The organism is Vandammella animalimorsus (genome assembly GCF_002285265.1).
GTDB lineage: Bacteria > Pseudomonadota > Gammaproteobacteria > Burkholderiales > Burkholderiaceae_C > Lampropedia.
Map to the genome: position 1 here is coordinate 587,403 of NZ_NSJB01000001.1, position 18,076 is coordinate 605,478.

Annotated in this window: 13 protein-coding genes; 8 read left to right on the forward strand and 5 right to left on the reverse strand. The window is 64.2% G+C overall.

Annotated elements, in window-relative coordinates:
- Window positions 1-72 precede the first annotated feature (72 nt).
- The gene (locus CK625_RS02535) at window positions 73-2,601 is read right to left on the reverse strand and encodes a PAS domain-containing sensor histidine kinase (protein WP_095538665.1); all 2,529 of its coding nucleotides are present in this window, start codon (window positions 2,599-2,601) and stop codon (window positions 73-75) included.
- A 518-nt stretch (window positions 2,602-3,119) separates the two neighbouring features.
- Here CK625_RS02535 and aceE point away from each other — a divergent pair.
- The 8 genes from aceE (at window position 3,120) to CK625_RS13870 (ending at window position 13,917) form a co-directional block, all read left to right on the forward strand.
- Window positions 3,120-5,855 (forward strand): pyruvate dehydrogenase (acetyl-transferring), homodimeric type, encoded by a 2,736-nt coding sequence (gene aceE, locus CK625_RS02540; protein WP_095538666.1) that lies wholly within the window; start codon window positions 3,120-3,122, stop codon window positions 5,853-5,855.
- Window positions 5,856-5,878: 23 nt separating this feature from the next.
- Window positions 5,879-7,588, forward strand: a complete 1,710-nt coding sequence (gene aceF, locus CK625_RS02545) for a dihydrolipoyllysine-residue acetyltransferase (protein ID WP_095538667.1) — start codon at window positions 5,879-5,881, stop codon at window positions 7,586-7,588.
- 15 nt (window positions 7,589-7,603) lie between these two features.
- A complete protein-coding gene (locus CK625_RS13540) occupies window positions 7,604-7,975 on the forward strand; it encodes a hypothetical protein (RefSeq protein WP_143326147.1) in 372 nt (123 codons plus the stop codon).
- 2 nt (window positions 7,976-7,977) lie between these two features.
- The gene (gene lpdA / locus CK625_RS02550; RefSeq protein WP_095538668.1) at window positions 7,978-9,828 is read left to right on the forward strand and encodes a dihydrolipoyl dehydrogenase; all 1,851 of its coding nucleotides are present in this window, start codon (window positions 7,978-7,980) and stop codon (window positions 9,826-9,828) included.
- Between the two features lie 201 nt (window positions 9,829-10,029).
- Window positions 10,030-11,547, forward strand: coding sequence for an ATP-dependent nuclease (locus CK625_RS02555; RefSeq protein ID WP_172425066.1), 1,518 nt, complete (start codon window positions 10,030-10,032; stop codon window positions 11,545-11,547).
- Window positions 11,548-11,829: 282 nt separating this feature from the next.
- Window positions 11,830-13,155: a hypothetical protein gene (locus CK625_RS02560; RefSeq protein ID WP_143326148.1), complete on the forward strand. Its 1,326-nt coding sequence runs from the start codon at window positions 11,830-11,832 to the stop codon at window positions 13,153-13,155.
- The gene (locus CK625_RS02565; RefSeq protein WP_172425028.1) at window positions 13,134-13,670 is read left to right on the forward strand and encodes a putative toxin-antitoxin system toxin component, PIN family; all 537 of its coding nucleotides are present in this window, start codon (window positions 13,134-13,136) and stop codon (window positions 13,668-13,670) included. The genes CK625_RS02560 and CK625_RS02565 overlap by 22 nt, the downstream gene beginning before the upstream one ends.
- A gap of 1 nt (window position 13,671) precedes the next feature.
- Window positions 13,672-13,917, forward strand: a complete 246-nt coding sequence (locus tag CK625_RS13870; RefSeq protein ID WP_122244637.1) for a toxin-antitoxin system HicB family antitoxin — start codon at window positions 13,672-13,674, stop codon at window positions 13,915-13,917.
- A gap of 57 nt (window positions 13,918-13,974) precedes the next feature.
- Here CK625_RS13870 and CK625_RS02570 read toward each other — a convergent pair whose 3' ends face one another.
- From CK625_RS02570 to CK625_RS02585, 4 genes are all read right to left on the reverse strand, one after another.
- Window positions 13,975-15,162 (reverse strand): pyridoxal phosphate-dependent aminotransferase, encoded by a 1,188-nt coding sequence (locus CK625_RS02570; RefSeq protein WP_095538670.1) that lies wholly within the window; start codon window positions 15,160-15,162, stop codon window positions 13,975-13,977.
- A 52-nt stretch (window positions 15,163-15,214) separates the two neighbouring features.
- On the reverse strand, window positions 15,215-16,540 hold the full coding sequence (gene hisD, locus CK625_RS02575) for a histidinol dehydrogenase (RefSeq protein WP_095538671.1): 1,326 nt from the start codon (window positions 16,538-16,540) through the stop codon (window positions 15,215-15,217).
- Window positions 16,541-16,682: 142 nt separating this feature from the next.
- Window positions 16,683-17,339, reverse strand: coding sequence for an ATP phosphoribosyltransferase (gene hisG / locus CK625_RS02580; RefSeq protein WP_095538672.1), 657 nt, complete (start codon window positions 17,337-17,339; stop codon window positions 16,683-16,685).
- 148 nt (window positions 17,340-17,487) lie between these two features.
- Window positions 17,488-18,045 carry a hypothetical protein gene (locus CK625_RS02585; RefSeq protein ID WP_143326149.1) on the reverse strand — a complete coding sequence of 186 codons (558 nt, stop codon included), beginning with the start codon at window positions 18,043-18,045 and terminating at the stop codon, window positions 17,488-17,490.
- Window positions 18,046-18,076 lie beyond the last annotated feature (31 nt).

The following is an 18,076-nucleotide window of genomic DNA, read 5'->3' on the forward strand; positions in this document are numbered from 1 at the left end:
AGGCCAAAGCGGGCCTGTGCGCAAAAAGGTTGGAATGGGCTTGCCGCCATCGAAAAAACGGCCTGCTGAATCTCAGCCCAGGATGGGCCCGGCGGGCTCATCGGCAGGCGCATGCGGCGCCTGCATGGCCGGCAGCCAGAAGGAAAATTCACAGCCTGTTACCAGGGTGCCATTGTAGAGGTTGCGCACTTGCATTTTTCCTTGATGGGATTCGATGATGCTGCGGCACAGGTTCAGGCCGATGCCCATGCCGTCTTGCTTGGTGGAGTAAAACGCATCGAAGAGGTGCTCCAGTGCCTCATCGGGCAGGCCCGGCCCCTGGTCGGCAATGCGAAAGCGCAGGCCCGCGCCATCGCGGTGCACGATCAGCTCGATGCCGCGGCGCTGGGCCGGCAGCTCAGCGCCATCGATGGCCTCGGCGGCGTTCTTCAGCAGGTTGATCAGCACCTGTTCGATGAGGATGGCGTCGGCCTGCAGCGGCGGCAGCTGGGCTTCGATTTGCACGCTCAGGCGCACGTTGCGCCGGCGGATTTCGATGTTGGCCAGCTCGATGGCCTCGCCAACCAGGCGCTGGGCCTGGCAGGGCTCGCGCTGCGACTGGCTGCGCTGCACGAAGGAGCGGATGCGGTGGATGACCTGCCCGGCGCGCACGGCCTGGTGGGCGGTCTTCTCCAGCGGCAGCAGCAGCTGCTCTTTGTCGATGGTGTTGTTCTGGATGCGCGCAATCATGCCGCCGACGTAGTTGCTGATGGCCGCCAGGGGCTGGTTGAGCTCATGCGCCACGCTGGAGGCCATCTCCCCCATGGTCATCAGGCGGTTGACGCTCTCCATCTTCTGCATCTGGCGCGAGGCCTGCTCCTCGGCCTGCTTGCGCTTGCTGATGTCCGTGGCAATCAGCATCTGCGCCAGGCGCCCATCGACCCATTCGAGGTAGCGCGAGCGCACTTCCAGCCATTTGCCCAGCGATTCGACGTAGATCTCGGCGCGCTCGGAGCTGGCGCTGGTGAGCATGTCCGCAGGCAGGCCCATCAGCAAATCCTCGGGCCCCGCAGCGTCGCCCTGGTCTTCATCGCCCTGCCGCGCGCGGCTGGCGTCGCGCTCGCCGGCCTGGGCCAGCATCTGCAAATGCCCGGCGCTGTGCGTGCCAAACCATTGGCGGTAGAGGCGGTTGGCAAACAACAGCTCCTTGCTGCCCAGCGGGGTGATGCTGATGGAGGCGTCCAGCGATTCGAGCACCAGCGTGAAGCGCTCGTGCGCGGTGGCCAGTTGCTGGCGGATGCGGTTGGGCTCGGTGATGTCGTTGATGGTGGTCAGCCAGCCCACCTGCGTGCCGCTCTCATTGCGCAGCGGCGTCAGAAAGACCCGCGCATCGAACGAGGTGCCATTCTTGCGCCGCATGCGCAGCTGCAACCCGCCCGGGTAGTGCCGGCCATCGAGCTCGGCCTGAAAGCGCTGCTGCAGGATCTCCCGATCCTGGCGCGGCCAGTAGGGAAAGGGCGCCTTCATGCCCACCATTTCGTCCTGACTCCAGCCCACCATGCGGCTGAAGGCGGCGTTGGTGTAGGTCGTCGTGCCCTGCATGTCCAGCGCGCGGATGCCGGTGGTCAAGGCGTTTTCGATTGCCAGGCGGAAGTTGTATTCCTGGCGCAGGTGGCGCTGCGTCTGCAGGCGCCTGCGGCTCAGGCGCCAGTTCATCCACAGCATGCCCACTGTGCTTAAGCCCAGCAGCAGCAGCAGCAGCGACAGCGCGCGCGTGGTCATGCTCCGGTCGGAGCGGTACACGGCCACGTTCAGCCGCCATTGCCCGCCCAGCGGCTGCACCGGCACGGCCAGCTGCGCCGGGGCCTGCTGCGCCGGATCCCAGGCAAAGCCGGCCTCGGCCCTTGCGGGCCGTGCGGGCGCGGCGCCGGCAATGAGCTGGCCTTGCGCGTCGAGCAGCGACACGGCCAGGCCATCGGTCAGGCGCGCCTCGTTCAAGGCGGCGTTGAGCAGCAGGTGCGGCGCGTACTCGGCCATCACCGCCCCGAGCGGGTGGCCATTGATCTCGATGGGGATGAAGAACTGCAGCACGGCCGGCTGCACTTCCTGGCTTTGCTGCTCCTGCCCGGCCACGCTGCGCCAATGGCTTTGCAACGCATCCTCGGGCGCGATGCCCTGCACCACCTGCCCCAGGTTGCGCCGCAGGCTGCTGGGGACCATGGCCGAATGGTGGCTGCTGACCACGCGCTGGCTGGCATCGAACCAGGTCAGCGCATACAGCGCCCGGTCGCGCCCGATGAGCGCGCGCGCGCCCTGATCAAAACCAGTGTTGGAGTTGGGCGAGAGCATGTCCAGCACCAGGCGCTGGATCTGGTCCTGCCGCGAGAGCAGCTGCTCGTTCAGGCGCAGCTGCAGAAACTGCGTGTGCTGCTGCAGCAGCTGTTTCTCGCGGGCCTGTTCCTCACTGCGCAAAAACCCATACGCCCCGACCATGACAACGACGAACAGCACGACGGACAGCAGCGGAATCAGCACACTGAGCCGCTCCAGGCGCAGCCAAGTGGCATTCTTGCCATTGGCAGCGCGAATGGGGTTGTGCAGCGGGGAGGCGGTTTCGGGCATGCGGCGAAAACATGGGCAGGGCGGCAAACCGCCCGTGCCGAGAGCGTGACGAAAAGGGGGCTTATTGTGCCGGCCCGCCGCAACGGCCAGGCAAAACCCCCAGCGCAGGCTTGCCGGGCGCAGAAAGCCGGCAAAATTTTCTTGATGCGAAAAACGCTGTCTCAATTTGAAACAAGACCCCGGCAAACATGCGACACTGCAGGCGTTGCAGCGTCCCCGGGGAAAGTCTGCCCGGCCACTGTGCGTGAGGGCGCTTGGGCCGCAGATTCCGCGTTTCCCCTAGGTATTGCCGCGGCCTTTGAGGCTGGCGCGCGTGGCGCTCTCGGGTAGATTCCAAGGCAAGGTTTGCACGCCTGACGGCGCGCGCCGTGTGCACCTGCGGATTCGAGTGGTTTGCGCGCCCCTGGCGCCCCATTCCGAACCGCCGCGCACACCGCGCTGGCTGGATTGGTGCAGATCTTCCCAAGCGGTGTGGTGCTGCACAGCATCGTGATTTCATGAAATGGAGACTGGACGATATGAGCGATCAGACAAGCATGACGGGCAAGGCACTGGCGGCCACGGACGCCGTGGACACCGACGCCCAGGAAACCCGCGAGTGGCTCGATGCGCTCTCGGCCGTGATCGACCGCGAGGGCGCCGAGCGGGCGCATTTTCTGATCGAGGAGCTGCTGGAGCACGCGCGCCAGCACAGCATCGACCTGCCGTTTTCGGCCACCACGGGCTACGTCAACACCATTGAGCCGGAGCAGGAGGCGCGCTGCCCCGGCAACATCGCCATCGAGAAGCGCCTGCGCGCCTACATGCGCTGGAACGCCATGGCGATGGTGGTGCGCGCCAACCGCCTCAACCCCGACGACGGGGGCGATCTGGGCGGGCACATTGGCTCGTTCGCCTCGCTGGCCTCCATGCTGGGCGCGGGCTTCAACCACTTCTGGCACGCCGAGAGTGAAAACCACGGCGGCGACTGCCTCTACATCCAGGGCCACAGCGCGCCGGGCATTTACGCGCGCGCCTATCTGGAAGGGCGCATCACCGAGGCGCAGATGGACAGCTTCCGTCAGGAGGTCGATGGCAAGGGCCTGTCCAGCTACCCGCACCCCAAGCTGATGCCCGAGTTCTGGCAGTTTCCCACCGTCAGCATGGGCCTGGGGCCGCTGATGGCCATTTACCAGGCGCGTTTTCTGAAGTATTTGCAGGCGCGCGGCATCGCCAACACCGAGGGGCGCAAGGTCTGGGCCTTCATGGGCGATGGCGAGATGGACGAGCCCGAGAGCCTGGGCGCCATTGGCCTGGCCGCGCGCGAGAACCTGGACAACCTGATCTTCGTCATCAACTGCAACCTGCAACGCCTGGACGGCCCGGTGCGCGGCAACGGCAAGATCATCCAGGAGCTGGAGGGCGAATTCCGCGGCAGCGGCTGGAACGTCATCAAGCTGATCTGGGGCAAGGGCTGGGACGAGCTGCTGGCGCGCGACAAGAGCGGCAAGCTCAAGCAGCTGATGATGGAGACGCTGGACGGCGACTACCAGGCCATGAAGGCCAACGACGGCGCCTACGTGCGCAAGCACTTCTTCGGCAAATACCCGGAGACGGCCAAGCTGGTCGAGCACATGAGCGACGACGAGATCTGGGAGCTGCGCCGCGGCGGCCACGAGCCGAGCAAGGTGTACGCGGCCTTCCACGCCGCGCACCACCACAAGGGCCAGCCCACGGTGCTGCTGGTCAAGACGGTGAAGGGCTACGGCATGGGCAAGGCCGGCGAGGGCAAGAACACCGTGCACCAGACCAAGAAGCTCAGCGACGAGGACGTGCGCTACATCCGCGACCGCTTCGGCATCCCCGTGCCCGACAGCGAGCTGGACAAGCTGCCCTACTACAAGCCGGCCGACGACACGCCGGAGATGAAGTACCTGCACGAGCGCCGCCAGGCCCTGGGAGGCTACCTGCCCAAGCGCCGCACCAAGGCCGATGAGAGCTTCACTATCCCCAGCCTGGAGACCTTCAAGGCCGTGCTCGAACCCACGGCCGAGGGCCGCGAGATCAGCACCACCCAGGCCTTTGTGCGCTTTCTCACGCAGCTGCTGCGCGACAAGGCCTTTGGCCCGCGCGTGGTGCCCATTCTGGTGGACGAGGCGCGCACCTTCGGCATGGAGGGGCTGTTCCGCCAGATCGGCATCTACAACCCGCGCGGCCAGCAGTACACCCCGGTCGATAAGGACCAGGTCATGTACTACAAGGAGGCCACCGACGGCCAGATCCTGCAAGAAGGCATCAACGAGGCCGGCGGCATGGCCAGCTGGATCGCGGCGGCCACCAGCTACAGCACGTCCAACCGCATCATGATGCCGTTTTACGTGTTCTATTCCATGTTCGGCTTCCAGCGCGTGGGCGACCTGGCCTGGGCCGCGGGCGACATGCAGGCGCGCGGCTTTCTGCTGGGCGGCACATCGGGGCGCACCACGCTCAACGGCGAAGGCTTGCAGCACGAGGACGGGCACAGCCACATCCTGGCCGGCACCATCCCCAACTGCATCAGCTACGACCCCACCTTCGCGCACGAGGTCGCCGTCATCCTGCACCACGGCTTGAAACGCATGGTGGAAAAGCAGGACAACGTGTTCTATTACCTCACCCTGCTCAACGAGAACTACGCCATGCCCGGCCTCACGCCCGGCACCGAGGAGCAGATCATCCGCGGCATGTACCTGTGCCAGCGCGGCGCGCAGGCGCCCGTGCAGCGCGTGCAGCTGCTGGGCAGCGGCACCATCTTGCGCGAGAGCATCGCCGCCCAGGCCCTGCTGGCGCAGGACTGGGGCATTGCCGCCGACGTGTGGAGCTGCCCCAGCTTCAACGAACTGGCGCGCGACGGCCAGGACTGCGCGCGCTGGAACCTGCTGCACCCCACCGACGCGCCGCGCACGCCCTTCGTGGCGCAGCAGCTGGCCGGGCACGAGGGGCCGGTGATCGCCGCCACCGACTACATGAAGAACTACGCCGAGCAAATCCGCCCCTTCATGCCCAAGAACGAGCAAGGCGCGGCCCGCAGCTACACCGTGCTGGGCACCGACGGCTTTGGCCGCTCAGACTTCCGCCGCAAGCTGCGCGAGCACTTCGAGGTCAACCGCCACTACATCGTGCTGGCCGCGCTCAAGGCCCTGGCCGACGAGGGCAAGCTGCCCGCCGCGCGCGTGGCCGAGGCCATCGCCAAATACGGCATCCAGGCCGACAAGATCAACCCGCTGCACGCCTGAGGCGGCCAGGAAGGAGACAACACATGGCATTGGTTGAAGTCAAGGTCCCCGACATTGGCGACTTCTCGGACGTGGCCGTCATCGAGCTGCTGGTGCAGCCGGGCGACACCGTGCAGGCCGAGCAAAGCCTGATCACCGTGGAGAGCGACAAGGCCAGCATGGAAATCCCCAGCAGCCACGCCGGCGTGGTCAAGGAGCTCAAAGTCAAGCTGGGCGACAAAGTCAGCGAAGGCGCCGTCGTGCTGCTGCTGGAGGCTGAAGGGGCGGAAGAAAAACCGGCCCCAGCGCCCGCTGAACCAACGCAGGCAGCGACCAAAAACGAAGCAAGCGCCGCGCCGGCGGAACCGGCACCGGCAGCGGCCGCCCCCGCCGCCAGCGGCCCGGTCGAAGTGCGCGTGCCCGACATTGGCGACTTCAAGGACGTGGCCGTGATCGAGGTGTTCGTGCAGCCCGGCGACACGGTGAAGGTGGAGCAATCGCTCATCACCGTCGAGAGCGACAAGGCCAGCATGGAAATCCCCAGCAGCCATGCGGGCGTGGTCAAGGCGCTGAAGGTCAAGCTGGGCGACAAGCTCAACATGGGCGACGTGATCGCCGTGCTGGAAGGCGCGGCGGCTGCGCCGCCGGTTCAGCGTTCGGCGTCCGGCGTTGAGCGTGAATCTGCTCCCGCGCCCGCTGCGGCCCCTGCCGCCGCATCTTCTCCCTCTCCCGCCCAGGCGGGAGAGGGCAGGGGTGAGGGCAGGGCGGCCGCCAACGCAGCCCCCGCCGCCCACGACCCGACCAAACCCCCGCTGGGCCTGCCCCACGCCAGCCCCAGCGTGCGCAAGTTCGCGCGCGAGCTGGGCGTGCCGCTGGCCGAGGTCAAAGGCAGCGGCCCCAAAGGCCGCATCACGCAGCAGGACGTGCAGCAATTCACCCAGGCCGTCATGGCCGGCCGCCTGCAAACCCAGGCCCAGGCCGCCCGCGCGCCCGCAGGTGGTGGCACAGGCGGTGGCGCCGGGCTGGACCTGCTGCCCTGGCCCAAGGTGGACTTCGCCAAGTTCGGCCCCGTCGAGGCCAGGCCGCTGTCCCGCATCAAGAAGATCAGCGGCGCCAACCTGGCGCGCAACTGGGTGATGATCCCCCACGTCACCAACAACGAAGATGCCGACATCACCGAGCTGGAAGCCCTGCGCGTGCAGCTCAACAAGGAAAACGAGAAGAGCGGCGTCAAAGTCACCATGCTGGCCTTCCTCATCAAAGCCTGCGTGGCCGCGCTGAAGAAATTCCCCGAATTCAACGCCAGCCTGGACGGCGACAACCTGGTCTACAAGCAGTACTGGAACATCGGCTTCGCTGCCGATACCCCCAATGGCCTGGTCGTGCCCGTCATCAAGCAGGCCGACGCCAAGGGCGTGATGCAGATCAGCCAGGAGCTGGCCGAACTCAGCAAAAAAGCCCGCGACGGCAAGGCCAGCCCGGCCGACATGCAGGGCGCGACCTTCACCATCAGCAGCCTGGGCGGCATTGGCGGCACCTACTTCACGCCCATCATCAACGCGCCCGAAGTGGCCATCCTCGGCGTATGCCGCAGCGAAATGCGCCCGCGCTGGAATGGCGAGAAATTCAAGCCCCGCCTGATGCTGCCGCTCAGCTTGAGCTACGACCACCGCGTTATCGACGGGGCGGCGGCTGCGCGCTTCAACGCCTATCTGGCCCAGGTGCTGGCGGACTTCCGCCGGGTGATGCTGTAAGACAGGAGATGTGAGATGTGTTCTAAAAAAGTATTTTGGGGCCTCACAATAGGGGAGTGGAATATTGCAATTTTCGTGCCGCTGGCACTAGCGCTCTTAGGATATTGTAATTGCTACTGGTTGATGAATTTTAAATCTTTTTTATCTTTGTTTGTTCCTGTTATTGCGGCTTTGCTGGCTTATAAATTATTGCGTAAAACAGAAGAAAGAATAAAAAATATAGAGAGCATTTTAAATGATTCCAAGAGATCCCGGGGGAGACGTTACTTATTGAGAAAAAAAATAGAAAATGATGATTCATTAGTTCAATTTTATTTCTATGTGACAGCCGTTGCATCTGCCGTACTATTTTTTATTTCTATTCATCCTAATTGTAGAGGGGGATAAGTATGGCTATTACTGAAATCAAAGTCCCCGACATCGGCGACTTTGCCGACGTGGCCGTCATCGAACTGCTGGTGCAGCCGGGCGACACGGTGAAGGTGGAGCAGTCGCTCATCACCGTGGAAAGCGACAAGGCCAGCATGGAAATCCCCAGCAGCCACGCGGGCGTGGTCAAGGAATTGAAGGTCAAGCTGGGCGACAAGGTGAGTGAAGGCAGCGTCATCCTCACGCTGGAAGCCAGCGAGGCCAGTGCTGCGGCGAACCCTCCCCCTCTGGGCGAGGGCAGGGTGGGGGCAAACGCGTCTGCCCCAGCGGTGGCCGCGCCCTCACCCCAACCCTCTCCCGCAGGCGGGAGAGGGAGCGATCACCCCGCGCCCACAGCTGCCCATTACAGCGGCAGCGCCGACGTGCAATGCGACGTGCTCGTGCTCGGCGGCGGCCCCGGCGGCTACAGCGCGGCCTTCCGCGCCGCCGATCTGGGCCTGAACGTGGTGCTGGTCGAGCGCTACGCCACGCTGGGCGGCGTGTGCCTGAACGTGGGCTGCATCCCGTCGAAGGCGCTGCTGCACGTGGCCGCCGTGATGGACGAGGTCGGCCACCTGGCCGCGCTGGGCGTGGACTACGGCGCGCCCAGGCTCGACATCGGCAAACTGCGCGCCCACAAGGAAAAAGTCATCGCCAAGCTCACCGGGGGCTTAAGCGCGATGGCCAAGATGCGCAAGGTGAAAGTGCTGCGCGGCTATGGCAGCTTCGTCGGCGCCAACCACCTGCAAGTGGAGGAAACCAGCGGCAGCGGCCAGGAGAAAACCGGCGGCAAGCAGGTCGTGCAATTTGCGCGCGCCATCATTGCCGCAGGCAGCCAGGCCGTGCGCCTGCCCTTCATGCCCGAAGACCCGCGCGTGGTCGATTCCACCGGCGCGCTGGCGCTCAAGAGTGTTCCGAAGCGCATGCTGGTGCTGGGCGGCGGCATCATCGGGCTGGAGATGGGCACCGTCTACAGCACCCTGGGCGCACGGCTTGACGTGGTGGAAATGATGGACGGCCTGATGCAAGGCGCCGACCGCGATCTGGTCAAGGTCTGGCAAAAGATGAACGCGCCGCGCTTCGACCACATCATGCTGGGCACCAAGACCGTGGCCGCCCGCGCCACCGATACGGGCATCGAAGTCAGCTTCGAGGGCGAAGGCGCGCCGCCGCCGCAAACCTACGACCTGGTGCTGCAAGCCGTGGGCCGCAGCCCCAACGGCAAGAAAATTGGCGCCGAAAACGCGGGCGTGGCCGTCACCGAGCGCGGCTTCATCCCCGTGGACGTACACATGCGCACCAGTGCGCCGCACATCTTCGCCATTGGCGACATCGTCGGCCAGCCCATGCTGGCGCACAAGGCCGTGCACGAGGCGCACGTGGCCGCCGAAGTCATCGCCGGTGAACTCAAAGGCGACGAAAAGCTGGCCCGCGCCGCCTTCAACGCCCGTGTCATCCCCAGCGTGGCCTACACCGATCCCGAAGTCGCCTGGGTCGGCCTGACCGAAGACCAGGCCAAGGCCCAGGGCGTGAAGGTGAAAAAAGGCCTGTTCCCCTGGAGCGCCTCCGGCCGCGCCATCGCCAACGGCCGAGACGAAGGCTTTACCAAGCTGCTGTTTGACGAAGCCACCCACCAGATCGTCGGCGGCGGCATCGTCGGCACCCACGCCGGCGACATGATCGGCGAAATCGCCCTGGCCATCGAAATGGGCGCGGACGCCATCGACATCGGCAAGACCATCCACCCCCACCCCACGCTGGGCGAAAGCATCGGCATGGCCGCCGAGGTCGCCCACGGCAGCTGTACCGACCTGCCACCGCAGCGCAAGTAAGGGGGCAAGTGCCCAGCAAAAATCAGATAGCTACAAGTTCACATGCAGAAGATCGTATAGCCTAGAAGAAACCCGGCTTTGGGATGAATACTCGGATTTCTTCAATCAAACAAGGAGGTTTGGTGAGTTTGATTGCTGTGTGCCGGTTCTTGCTTAGTGATGGAATTTCACGGGTGGTATCTAATATATAGATGGGGTGTTATGGCAAATATTTCTGAAATAAATGAAGAGATAGAAAAAATTAATAAGAAGTGGAATAATCCGCAGGCTCGAGATGGGCTTTTTGGTAACATATTGAAATCAATCTCTATAACTGGAGTTCGAGGGCTATCTGCAAAGATAGATTTTTCATGGCCGGTTACAGCCATTGCCGGTACGAATGGGAGTGGGAAAACCACTGTATTACAGCTTTGCTCGGCAGCATACGTAGGTCAGCAAGGGGGGCGTATTTATAAAATTGGGGACTGGGTACGGAATGCATTGGGTGATGAAACGCCAGCATTTGGAGATGGGTCATCGGTTTCGTTTAGTTTTTGGAACGATCACTCAACCTTAAATATTCCGTATAGAAAGGAGCGCACTCGCTGGGGCTATCCTCGTCATGACAATCCAACTAGAAATGTAGAGTTTTTTGGAATAGCTAATTTTGCCCCAAGAATTGAAAGAAAAGATCGTCTTCATGTATTTCGATCAAAATTAGAGATTAAGGAAAGGAATAAGTTTAAGCAGGAGTTGTTAGGCAGTATTTCTACTGTACTGGGGGTTCCTTATCCAGCGGGTAGTATGCATAAGGTTGGCCTTCCTAAGGGAGACTGGAGTGATTCACTTCCTCAGGTCAAGAAAGGTGATTATACATATGGCGAGCCACACATGGGTGCTGGTGAGCAGAAGGTAATCCGCCTCATTCAGTCGCTTGAACTGCTCCCAGATAAGTCGCTGGTACTTCTCGAAGAACCGGAGATTACTCTTCATCCAGATGCACAACGCGGTTTGGCTTGGTATTTAATGTCACTCGCCAGGCGTAAGGGGCATCAAATTATTTTGGCCACTCATTCCGCAGCACTTTTTGAAACACTGCCACCAGATGCACGAGTATTACTTGCGCGTACTCAAAAAGGCGTAACTGTTGTGCCGAAGGCGCCAGCTATTGCTGCGGCTCGTGCACTCTCTGGGATTGCCAATTCCAACAAAGATTTGATTTTGGTTGAGGACTATGTTGGTAAAAATTTTCTATGTGAGATCCTGCGTCGCTATGACAAGAGTCTGCTTACGAACTGTTCTATTGTGCCTGTCGGTAATACAGATGATGTTTACCGATTAGTCAAGAGCTTCAGAGATGAGGGGGTTCGAGCAGTAGGAGTAAGAGATCCAGATATTGGTGATGCACCCCAATGCGGAATTTTTTCGTTGCCTGGTGAAGTTGCGCCTGAAATGCTTCTACTAGAGGAGTCAAACATTAAGGCTGCTGAGAGTTTGCTTAACGGATTAACGGATGCGTTCGCGAAAGCTAGTATGGTAGGTCAAGATTATAATGGTAGTGCTCGTGCTAAGAGGGTATTTCCTGCGTTGGCTAAAGAAATGCAAATGGATGTTGAGGGACTTAGCGATCGCTTGACGATTGCTTGGTTGAATGGAAATGAAGCCGCTGCTCGCGAACTTGTTGAGAAGATACGCTCTGTAATGGGTAGTGATACAAAAAGGGTGGGTATGGATAAATAAAAATCGGATAAGAGGTGTTTTAATTTCCCATTGTCTTGCTAACTTTTATGATTTTTTAAGAAATTTGCTATTTTAATTTTGGCTCTTCACTATAGAAAGTCGGTAGCGGAATACCGACTCTACAAGCCAGCCATTAGCAGAGTTCCCTTTCAGTAAGTTGCGCTTAGGCGCAGCCAAGTCGTTTGATGCCCACATCATCTAGGCTTTGAATGCCTGTGCCTCTAAAGCGTAACTTCTGCGGCGCAGCCAGCCCATGGCGTTATTACGAGGGAGGAGGACCGCATGCGAGCACCCATATTCACAACGGCCAATGCCGACAGCGCGGCCCGAGCCGCTTGGCTCGCTGGCCTGATGGGCTTGGCGGGCGCATGGCCTGCCCAGGCGCAAGGGGAGGGCGGCGAGGAGGCCAGCGATGCCCAAATCATGGCCCAGGCCATTCGCGAAGCCAAGGCCTACCAGCGCGGGGCCAGCGGGCCAATGGGCGCGCCGCCACAGTCAGGCCAGCCGCTGCAGCCCGCCTTGCTGGCCCCGGTCTTTCAAAGCGCGGCGCAGGCGCGCAACCAAGCGGGCGTGACGCTGCGCTTTACTGCCCAGGCGCCGGCACGCTTTGCCGGCCGGCGCCTGGCGCTGGAGAAAGCGACCAGGGACCAGTGCTACACCGATGCGCCCTTGCGCCCCGGCGCGGCCTGCCGCAGCGTCACGCCCGAAGCCATGGATCGCATCGCCCAGGCGCAGCGCTGGTACGCCCGCAGCCAGGCGGCCGCCAGCGAGCAAAAGCGCCACTACAAGGAGCGCAGCGCGCACAGCGACGCCCCTTGCCAGGAGTGGATGGCGGCGCTGCCGCCGGACTTCACGGCGCTGCACATCGACCAGCCCGCCCGCATCGGCCAGGGCAAGCGCTTGCAGGGCATCCAGCTCAAGGGCGACGACAGCGGCGGCGGCGTGGTCTACCACGTGCAGGCGCGCATCAACCAGCCGGACAAGCCCGTCGTGCTGCTGCTGAGCAGCTACTACCCCACCATCTGGCAGATCTCGCGCAGCCCGCAGACGCGCATCGCCGCCGTCTGGGCCAGCGGCTACCACCGCCAATACCCCATCGGCACCGATGAGCAAGTGCCCGTGCTCACCACCTCCCACGACGAGCCGCGCTGCAAAAGCCACCGCCCCCAGGGCCTGCCGTCTTTTGCCAGCCAGGCGCAGAAGTTCAGCAGCAACCGCACGGGCGAAGTGCTCATCGGCGAGCCCAGCGCCCGGTGGATATCGCACGGCCACATCGCCAGCCTGCAAAAAGGCAGCGATGAGCTGCACTCGGGCCAGGGCGGCATGGAGCAATTGCTGCAGCGCGGCATCGTGCGCCAGGCCACCGAGCGTGAATACGCGGCCAACCGCCAGCAGCGCGGCCAGCGCGCCTATCTGCGCAACCAGCCGGACGCACCCGTCCAAGACCATTACCGCATCCTGCAAGCCATGCGCTTTCCCAGCGGCATGTACGGCGGCTATTCGGCCCACTTCTATGTGCCCGAGGGCGTGCCCTTGCCCGAAGGCGACGTGGGGCACAACAGCATCTACCTGCTGCCCAGCGGCTATTGCCTGGGGATTTGCCCCTGAGTGGGGCAGATGCGGGCATCGTTCTGGAACGCGCAGGGCGGCTGCTTGCCATCACGCAGCCGCTGGAATATATTGCAGGCGATATGATGCTGTACGTGCTGGATACCAATGTGCTTGTGGCCGCATTGCGCAGCCCGGCGGGGTTTTCTGCAGAGCTGCTGCGGCGCACGCTGCTGGGCCGCTTGCGCGTGGCGTGCAGCGTGCCGGTGTTCATGGAGTATGAAGCCGTACTGCTGCGGCCCGAACATCTGGCTGCGGCTGAGCTGTCTGCATCAGCGGTGTGCAATGTGCTGGATGTGCTGGCCGGTGTCGTGCAAACCGTGGAGATTCACTTCCTATGGAGGCCCCAGTTGCGCGATCCGCACGACGACATGGTGCTGGAGCTGGCCGTCAATGCCCAGCGCTGGGGCCGGCCCGTGGGCATCGTGACCTTTAACCAGCGCGACTATCTTCCCCAAGCCCGGCACTTTGGCCTGGCGCTTGCCTCACCCCGGCAAATCATCGAAGGAGATTGAAATGGGAACCCCCAGCAACTATGCCCTGCGCCTGCCGCGCTCCTTGAAAGCCGGCGCCGAACAAGTCGCCCGCGAGGACGGCAGCACGCTGAACCAGTTCATCGTCAGTGCGGTGGCCGAAAAGCTGGCTGCGCTGAAGACGGCCGACTATTTCATGCAGCGTGCAGAGCGCGGTGACATGGCTGCGGCCCTGGCTACGCTGGGCCGCGCTGGCGGCCAGCAGCCGGAAGGCGAGGATGCGCCTTGATTGCTCTCCTTGATGATCGCGCTTTGAGATCGGGGCGGGGCAAGATCGGGCGCGCCACTACAGCCGAGCCAGCCGCTGCAATGCGGCGCGCAGGGTGTCGTCCTGCTTGGCAAAGCAAAAGCGGATGAGCTTCTGGTCGAACCCGTCGCCATAGAAGGCCGACAGCGGGATGGCGGCCACGCCGATCTCGCGCGTGAGCCATTGGCAGAACTGGTCTTCCGGCAGGTCGCGCTCGGGCACGGTGAGGTCTTCGATGCCCACGCACTGGAAGTAGCTGCCTTCGCAGGGCAAGAGCTTGAACTGGGTCTGCGCCAGCCCTTCACGGAACAGGTCGCGCTTGGCCTGGTAGAAGGCGGGCAGCCCCAGATAGGGCGCGGCATCCTGCATGTAGGCGGCCAGGCCATGCTGCATGGGGGTGTTGACGGTGAACACGTTGAACTGGTGCACCTTGCGGAACTCGGCGCTGAGCGCGGCGGGGGCGAGCACGTAGCCCACCTTCCAGCCCGTGACGTGGTAGGTCTTGCCAAAGCTGCTGACGATGAAGGCGCGCGCGGCCAGGCCGGGGTAGCGCGCGGCGCTTTCGTGGCGCAGCGGGGCGTAGGCCATGTGCTCGTACACCTCGTCGGAAATGAGCAGGACGTTGGTGGGTGCCAGCAGCTCTTGCAGGCGCAGCATGTCCTGGCGCGACCAGACGGTGGCGCTGGGGTTGTGCGGGGTGTTGATGATGAGCGCGCGGGTTTTGGGGCCGATGGCGGCGGCGATCTGGTCGAAGTCGGGCCGGAAGCTGCCGGGCGTCAGCGGCACGCGCACGGCCGTGGCGCCGGCCAGGGCGATGCCGGGCAGGTAGCTGTCGTAGCAGGGTTCGAGCACGATCACCTCGTCGCCCGGCCTGGCGCAACACAGCAGCGCGGTGAAGATGGCCTGCGTGGCCCCGGCGGTGACGGTGACTTCGCGCTCGGCGCAGTAGGCGCGGCCGTACAGCGCCCCGGTCTTGGCGGCGATGGCCTGGCGCAGCGCGGGCACGCCGGCCATGGGCGGGTACTGGTTGTGGCCCTGCTGCATGGCGGCGCTGACGGCCTCCGGCAGGCGCGGGTCGCAGCCAAAGTCGGGAAAGCCCTGGCCCAGGTTGATGGCCTGGTGCTCGGCCGCCAGCGCGGACATGACGCTGAAGATGGTGGCGCCCACCTGGGGCAGGCGCGAGGCGATGGCGGGCGTGGCCGAAGCCAGAGTGGGTGCGGCAGGCATGGCGGCAGAAAGAGAAGGCCCTGAGCGTGCTCGCCGGGCCGGATGAGACAGCTCAGTCGCCCGCCTGCATGCGCATGGCCGCGGCCTGGGCGTGGGCCTGCAGGCCCTCGCCTTCGGCCAGCACCTGGGCGATGGCGCCAAGCTGGCGCGCGCCGGCCGGGCTGACTTCGATCAGCGAGCTGCGCTTTTGGAAGTCCATGACCGACAGCGGCGAGGAAAAGCGCGCCGTGCCGCTGGTGGGCAGCACGTGGTTGGGGCCGGCGCAGTAATCGCCCAGCGATTCGCTGGTGTAGGCCCCCAGGAAGATGGCGCCGGCGTGGCGCAGCAGTGGCTCCCAGCGCTGGGGCTCGCGGCTGGAGATTTCCAGGTGCTCGGGCGCGATGCGGTTGCTGATGGCGCAGGCCTCATCCATGTCGCGGGTCTGGATCAGCGCGCCGCGGCCGTTCAGGCTCTGGGCGATGATGGCCGCGCGCGGCAGCGTGGGCAGCAGGCGGTCGATGGCCTGCTGCACGGCGTCGATGTAGGCCGCATCCGGGCACAGCAGAATGCTTTGCGCCAGCTCATCGTGCTCGGCCTGGGAGAACAAGTCCATGGCCACCCAGTCCGGCGGTGTGCTGCCGTCGGCCAGCACCAGGATTTCGCTGGGCCCGGCGATCATGTCGATGCCCACCTGGCCGAAGACGTGCTTCTTGGCGCTGGCCACGTAGGCGTTGCCGGGGCCGGTGATTTTGTCCACCTTGGGCACGGTCTGCGTGCCATAGGCCAGCGCGGCAATGGCCTGGGCGCCGCCGATGGTGAACACCCGGTGCACGCCGGCCACGTGGGCCGCGGCCAGCACCAGCGGGTTTTTCTCGCCCCGGGGGGTGGGGGCGACCATGATGATTTGCCCCACGCCGGCGACCTGGGCGGGCATGGCGTTCATCAGCACGCTGGAGGGGTAGGCGGCCTTGCCGCCGGGCACGTAGATGCCGGCGCGATCCAGCGGCGTGACTTTCTGGCCCAGCAGGCTGCCGTCTTCGTCGCGGTAGCTCCAGCTCTGGCCGGCGGCCTGTTTCTGTGCCTCGTGGTAGCGGCGGATGCGCGCGGCGGCCTGTTGCAGCGCCTGGCGCTGGGGCTGGGGCAGGCCGTCGAAGGCGGTCTGCAACTCACTGGCGGGGATTTCCAACTCGGCCACGCTGGCCGCTTGCAGGCCGTCGAACTGCTGGCTCAGGCGCAGCACGGCGGCGTCGCCCTCCTGGCGCACGGCCTGCAGGATGTCGGTCACGCGCTGCTCGATGGCCGCGTCGGTATCGGCGCTCCAGTGCAGGCGCTGCTGAAACTGGGCCTCGAAATCGGGCGACTGGGTGGACAGGCGCAGGGGGCTGGCTTTGAAGGTCATGGCAAAAAGGGCGGGCAATGAAGGCGCTGGGGCACTTGGCGCTGGCGCTGCGGCCATGGGGCATGGCAGCGGGCGTGCGCCGCAGCGCAGCGGCGGGGGCGCGGAGCGGATGGGGGCAGCAGCCAGGGCAGGGGCGCAAGCCTCAGGCCGCTGCCGCGCTGCGTGCGGCGGTGGCCTGGGCAAAGACCTCGATCAACTGCCGCAGCGGCGCCTGCTTGAGCCGCAGCGCGGCCTGGTTGACGATGAGCTGGGAGCTGATGTCCATGATCTGCTCGACCTCCACCAGCTGGTTGGCGCGCAGCGTGCTGCCGGTGGAGATCAAGTCCACGATGGCATCGGCCATGCCCGTCAGCGGCGCCAGCTCCATGCTGCCGTAGAGCTTGACCAGATCGACGTGCACGCCCTTGCGGGCGAAGAACTCGCGCGCGATGGCGGTGTACTTGGTGGCCACGCGCAGGCGCGCGCCCTGGCGCACGGCGCTGGCGTAGTCAAAGCCAGCGGGCACGGCCACGCCCATGCGGCAGCGGGCGATGCGCAGATCCAGCGGCTGGTACAGGCCTTCGCCGCCGTGCTCGATGAGCACGTCCTTGCCGGCCACGCCGATGTCGGCGCCGCCAAACTGCACGTAGGTGGGCACGTCGCTGGCGCGCACCAGCACCACGCGCAGCCCTTCGCGGTTGCAGGGCAGGATCAGCTTGCGCGATGTTTCTGGGTCATCGAGCACGGCAATGCCTGCGCTGGCCAGCAGCGGCAGGGTTTCATCGAAGATGCGCCCTTTGGACAGGGCCAGCGTAATCATGGTGTTCGATCGCTTGGGTGGAGACGGGGCGCGCTTTGCAGCCCCGCTGGCCGGTGGAAGCTGGCCGGTTGAAAACAGGGCGCGATTTTAGAGCGTGTGATGCACTTTGCGCCCCCCGCGAGAGCGCCCCGGCGTGTGCATCACGCGCTCAAGGCTTGCATCCGCCCTTGCCCTGGATGCAGGGCAGCTCGGCCATGCTGTCGCTCCGCTGGGCGCCTCGGTAGAGCGCCCAGCGCCGGCTGCGGTCCGGGTGGAGCATCAGCACCAGATTGGCCACGGCGTGCTGTTTGAACCATTGGGCGGGAAAGTCGCCGAGATCGCCTTGCTCGATCTTGGGCAGGCTGCCCAGCAACTGCTGGAACTGGCTGTCGTCGTCGAGCAGCCACAGCCAGGCATCGGGCTCGCGCTGGTGCCACTGCTGCGCCAGCGCAATGATGCGGGCATCGTCCAGCCCGACGGGCACCCGCACGTACAAGTGCCGAAAACCGTATCGGTTGACGAACTGGCCCAGCCGCTTGCCTTCGGCCAGATCCTGCGGGTCGGCGCTGGCCTCTGCCTGGGGCGGCGTGGCCTGCGCTGCGGCCTGGGAATTGGCAGGCTGGGCGCTGGCGGGCTGGGCCGCCACTGGCAGCGCAGTCAACAGCAGCGCAGCCAGCAACAGGCCCAGCAGGGCGGGGGATGCGATGGGGGGTAAGGTGCTTTTCATGGGCGGCATTGTCACGGCATGGGCCGCGCCG

Excerpts from the sequence above, each read along its gene's own strand:
- CK625_RS02585 (WP_143326149.1), bottom strand. The coding sequence starts at position 18,045 with ATGAAAAGCACCTTACCCCCCATCGCATCCCCCGCCCTGCTGGGCCTG.
- aceE (WP_095538666.1), top strand. The coding sequence starts at position 3,120 with ATGAGCGATCAGACAAGCATGACGGGCAAGGCACTGGCGGCCACGGAC.
- CK625_RS02555 (WP_172425066.1), top strand. The coding sequence starts at position 10,030 with ATGGCAAATATTTCTGAAATAAATGAAGAGATAGAAAAAATTAATAAG.
- lpdA (WP_095538668.1), top strand. The coding sequence starts at position 7,978 with ATGGCTATTACTGAAATCAAAGTCCCCGACATCGGCGACTTTGCCGAC.
- hisG (WP_095538672.1), bottom strand. The coding sequence starts at position 17,339 with ATGATTACGCTGGCCCTGTCCAAAGGGCGCATCTTCGATGAAACCCTG.
- CK625_RS02535 (WP_095538665.1), bottom strand. The coding sequence starts at position 2,601 with ATGCCCGAAACCGCCTCCCCGCTGCACAACCCCATTCGCGCTGCCAAT.
- CK625_RS13540 (WP_143326147.1), top strand. The coding sequence starts at position 7,604 with ATGTGTTCTAAAAAAGTATTTTGGGGCCTCACAATAGGGGAGTGGAAT.
- hisD (WP_095538671.1), bottom strand. The coding sequence starts at position 16,540 with ATGACCTTCAAAGCCAGCCCCCTGCGCCTGTCCACCCAGTCGCCCGAT.
- CK625_RS13870 (WP_122244637.1), top strand. The coding sequence starts at position 13,672 with ATGGGAACCCCCAGCAACTATGCCCTGCGCCTGCCGCGCTCCTTGAAA.
- CK625_RS02560 (WP_143326148.1), top strand. The coding sequence starts at position 11,830 with ATGCGAGCACCCATATTCACAACGGCCAATGCCGACAGCGCGGCCCGA.
- CK625_RS02570 (WP_095538670.1), bottom strand. The coding sequence starts at position 15,162 with ATGCCTGCCGCACCCACTCTGGCTTCGGCCACGCCCGCCATCGCCTCG.
- aceF (WP_095538667.1), top strand. The coding sequence starts at position 5,879 with ATGGCATTGGTTGAAGTCAAGGTCCCCGACATTGGCGACTTCTCGGAC.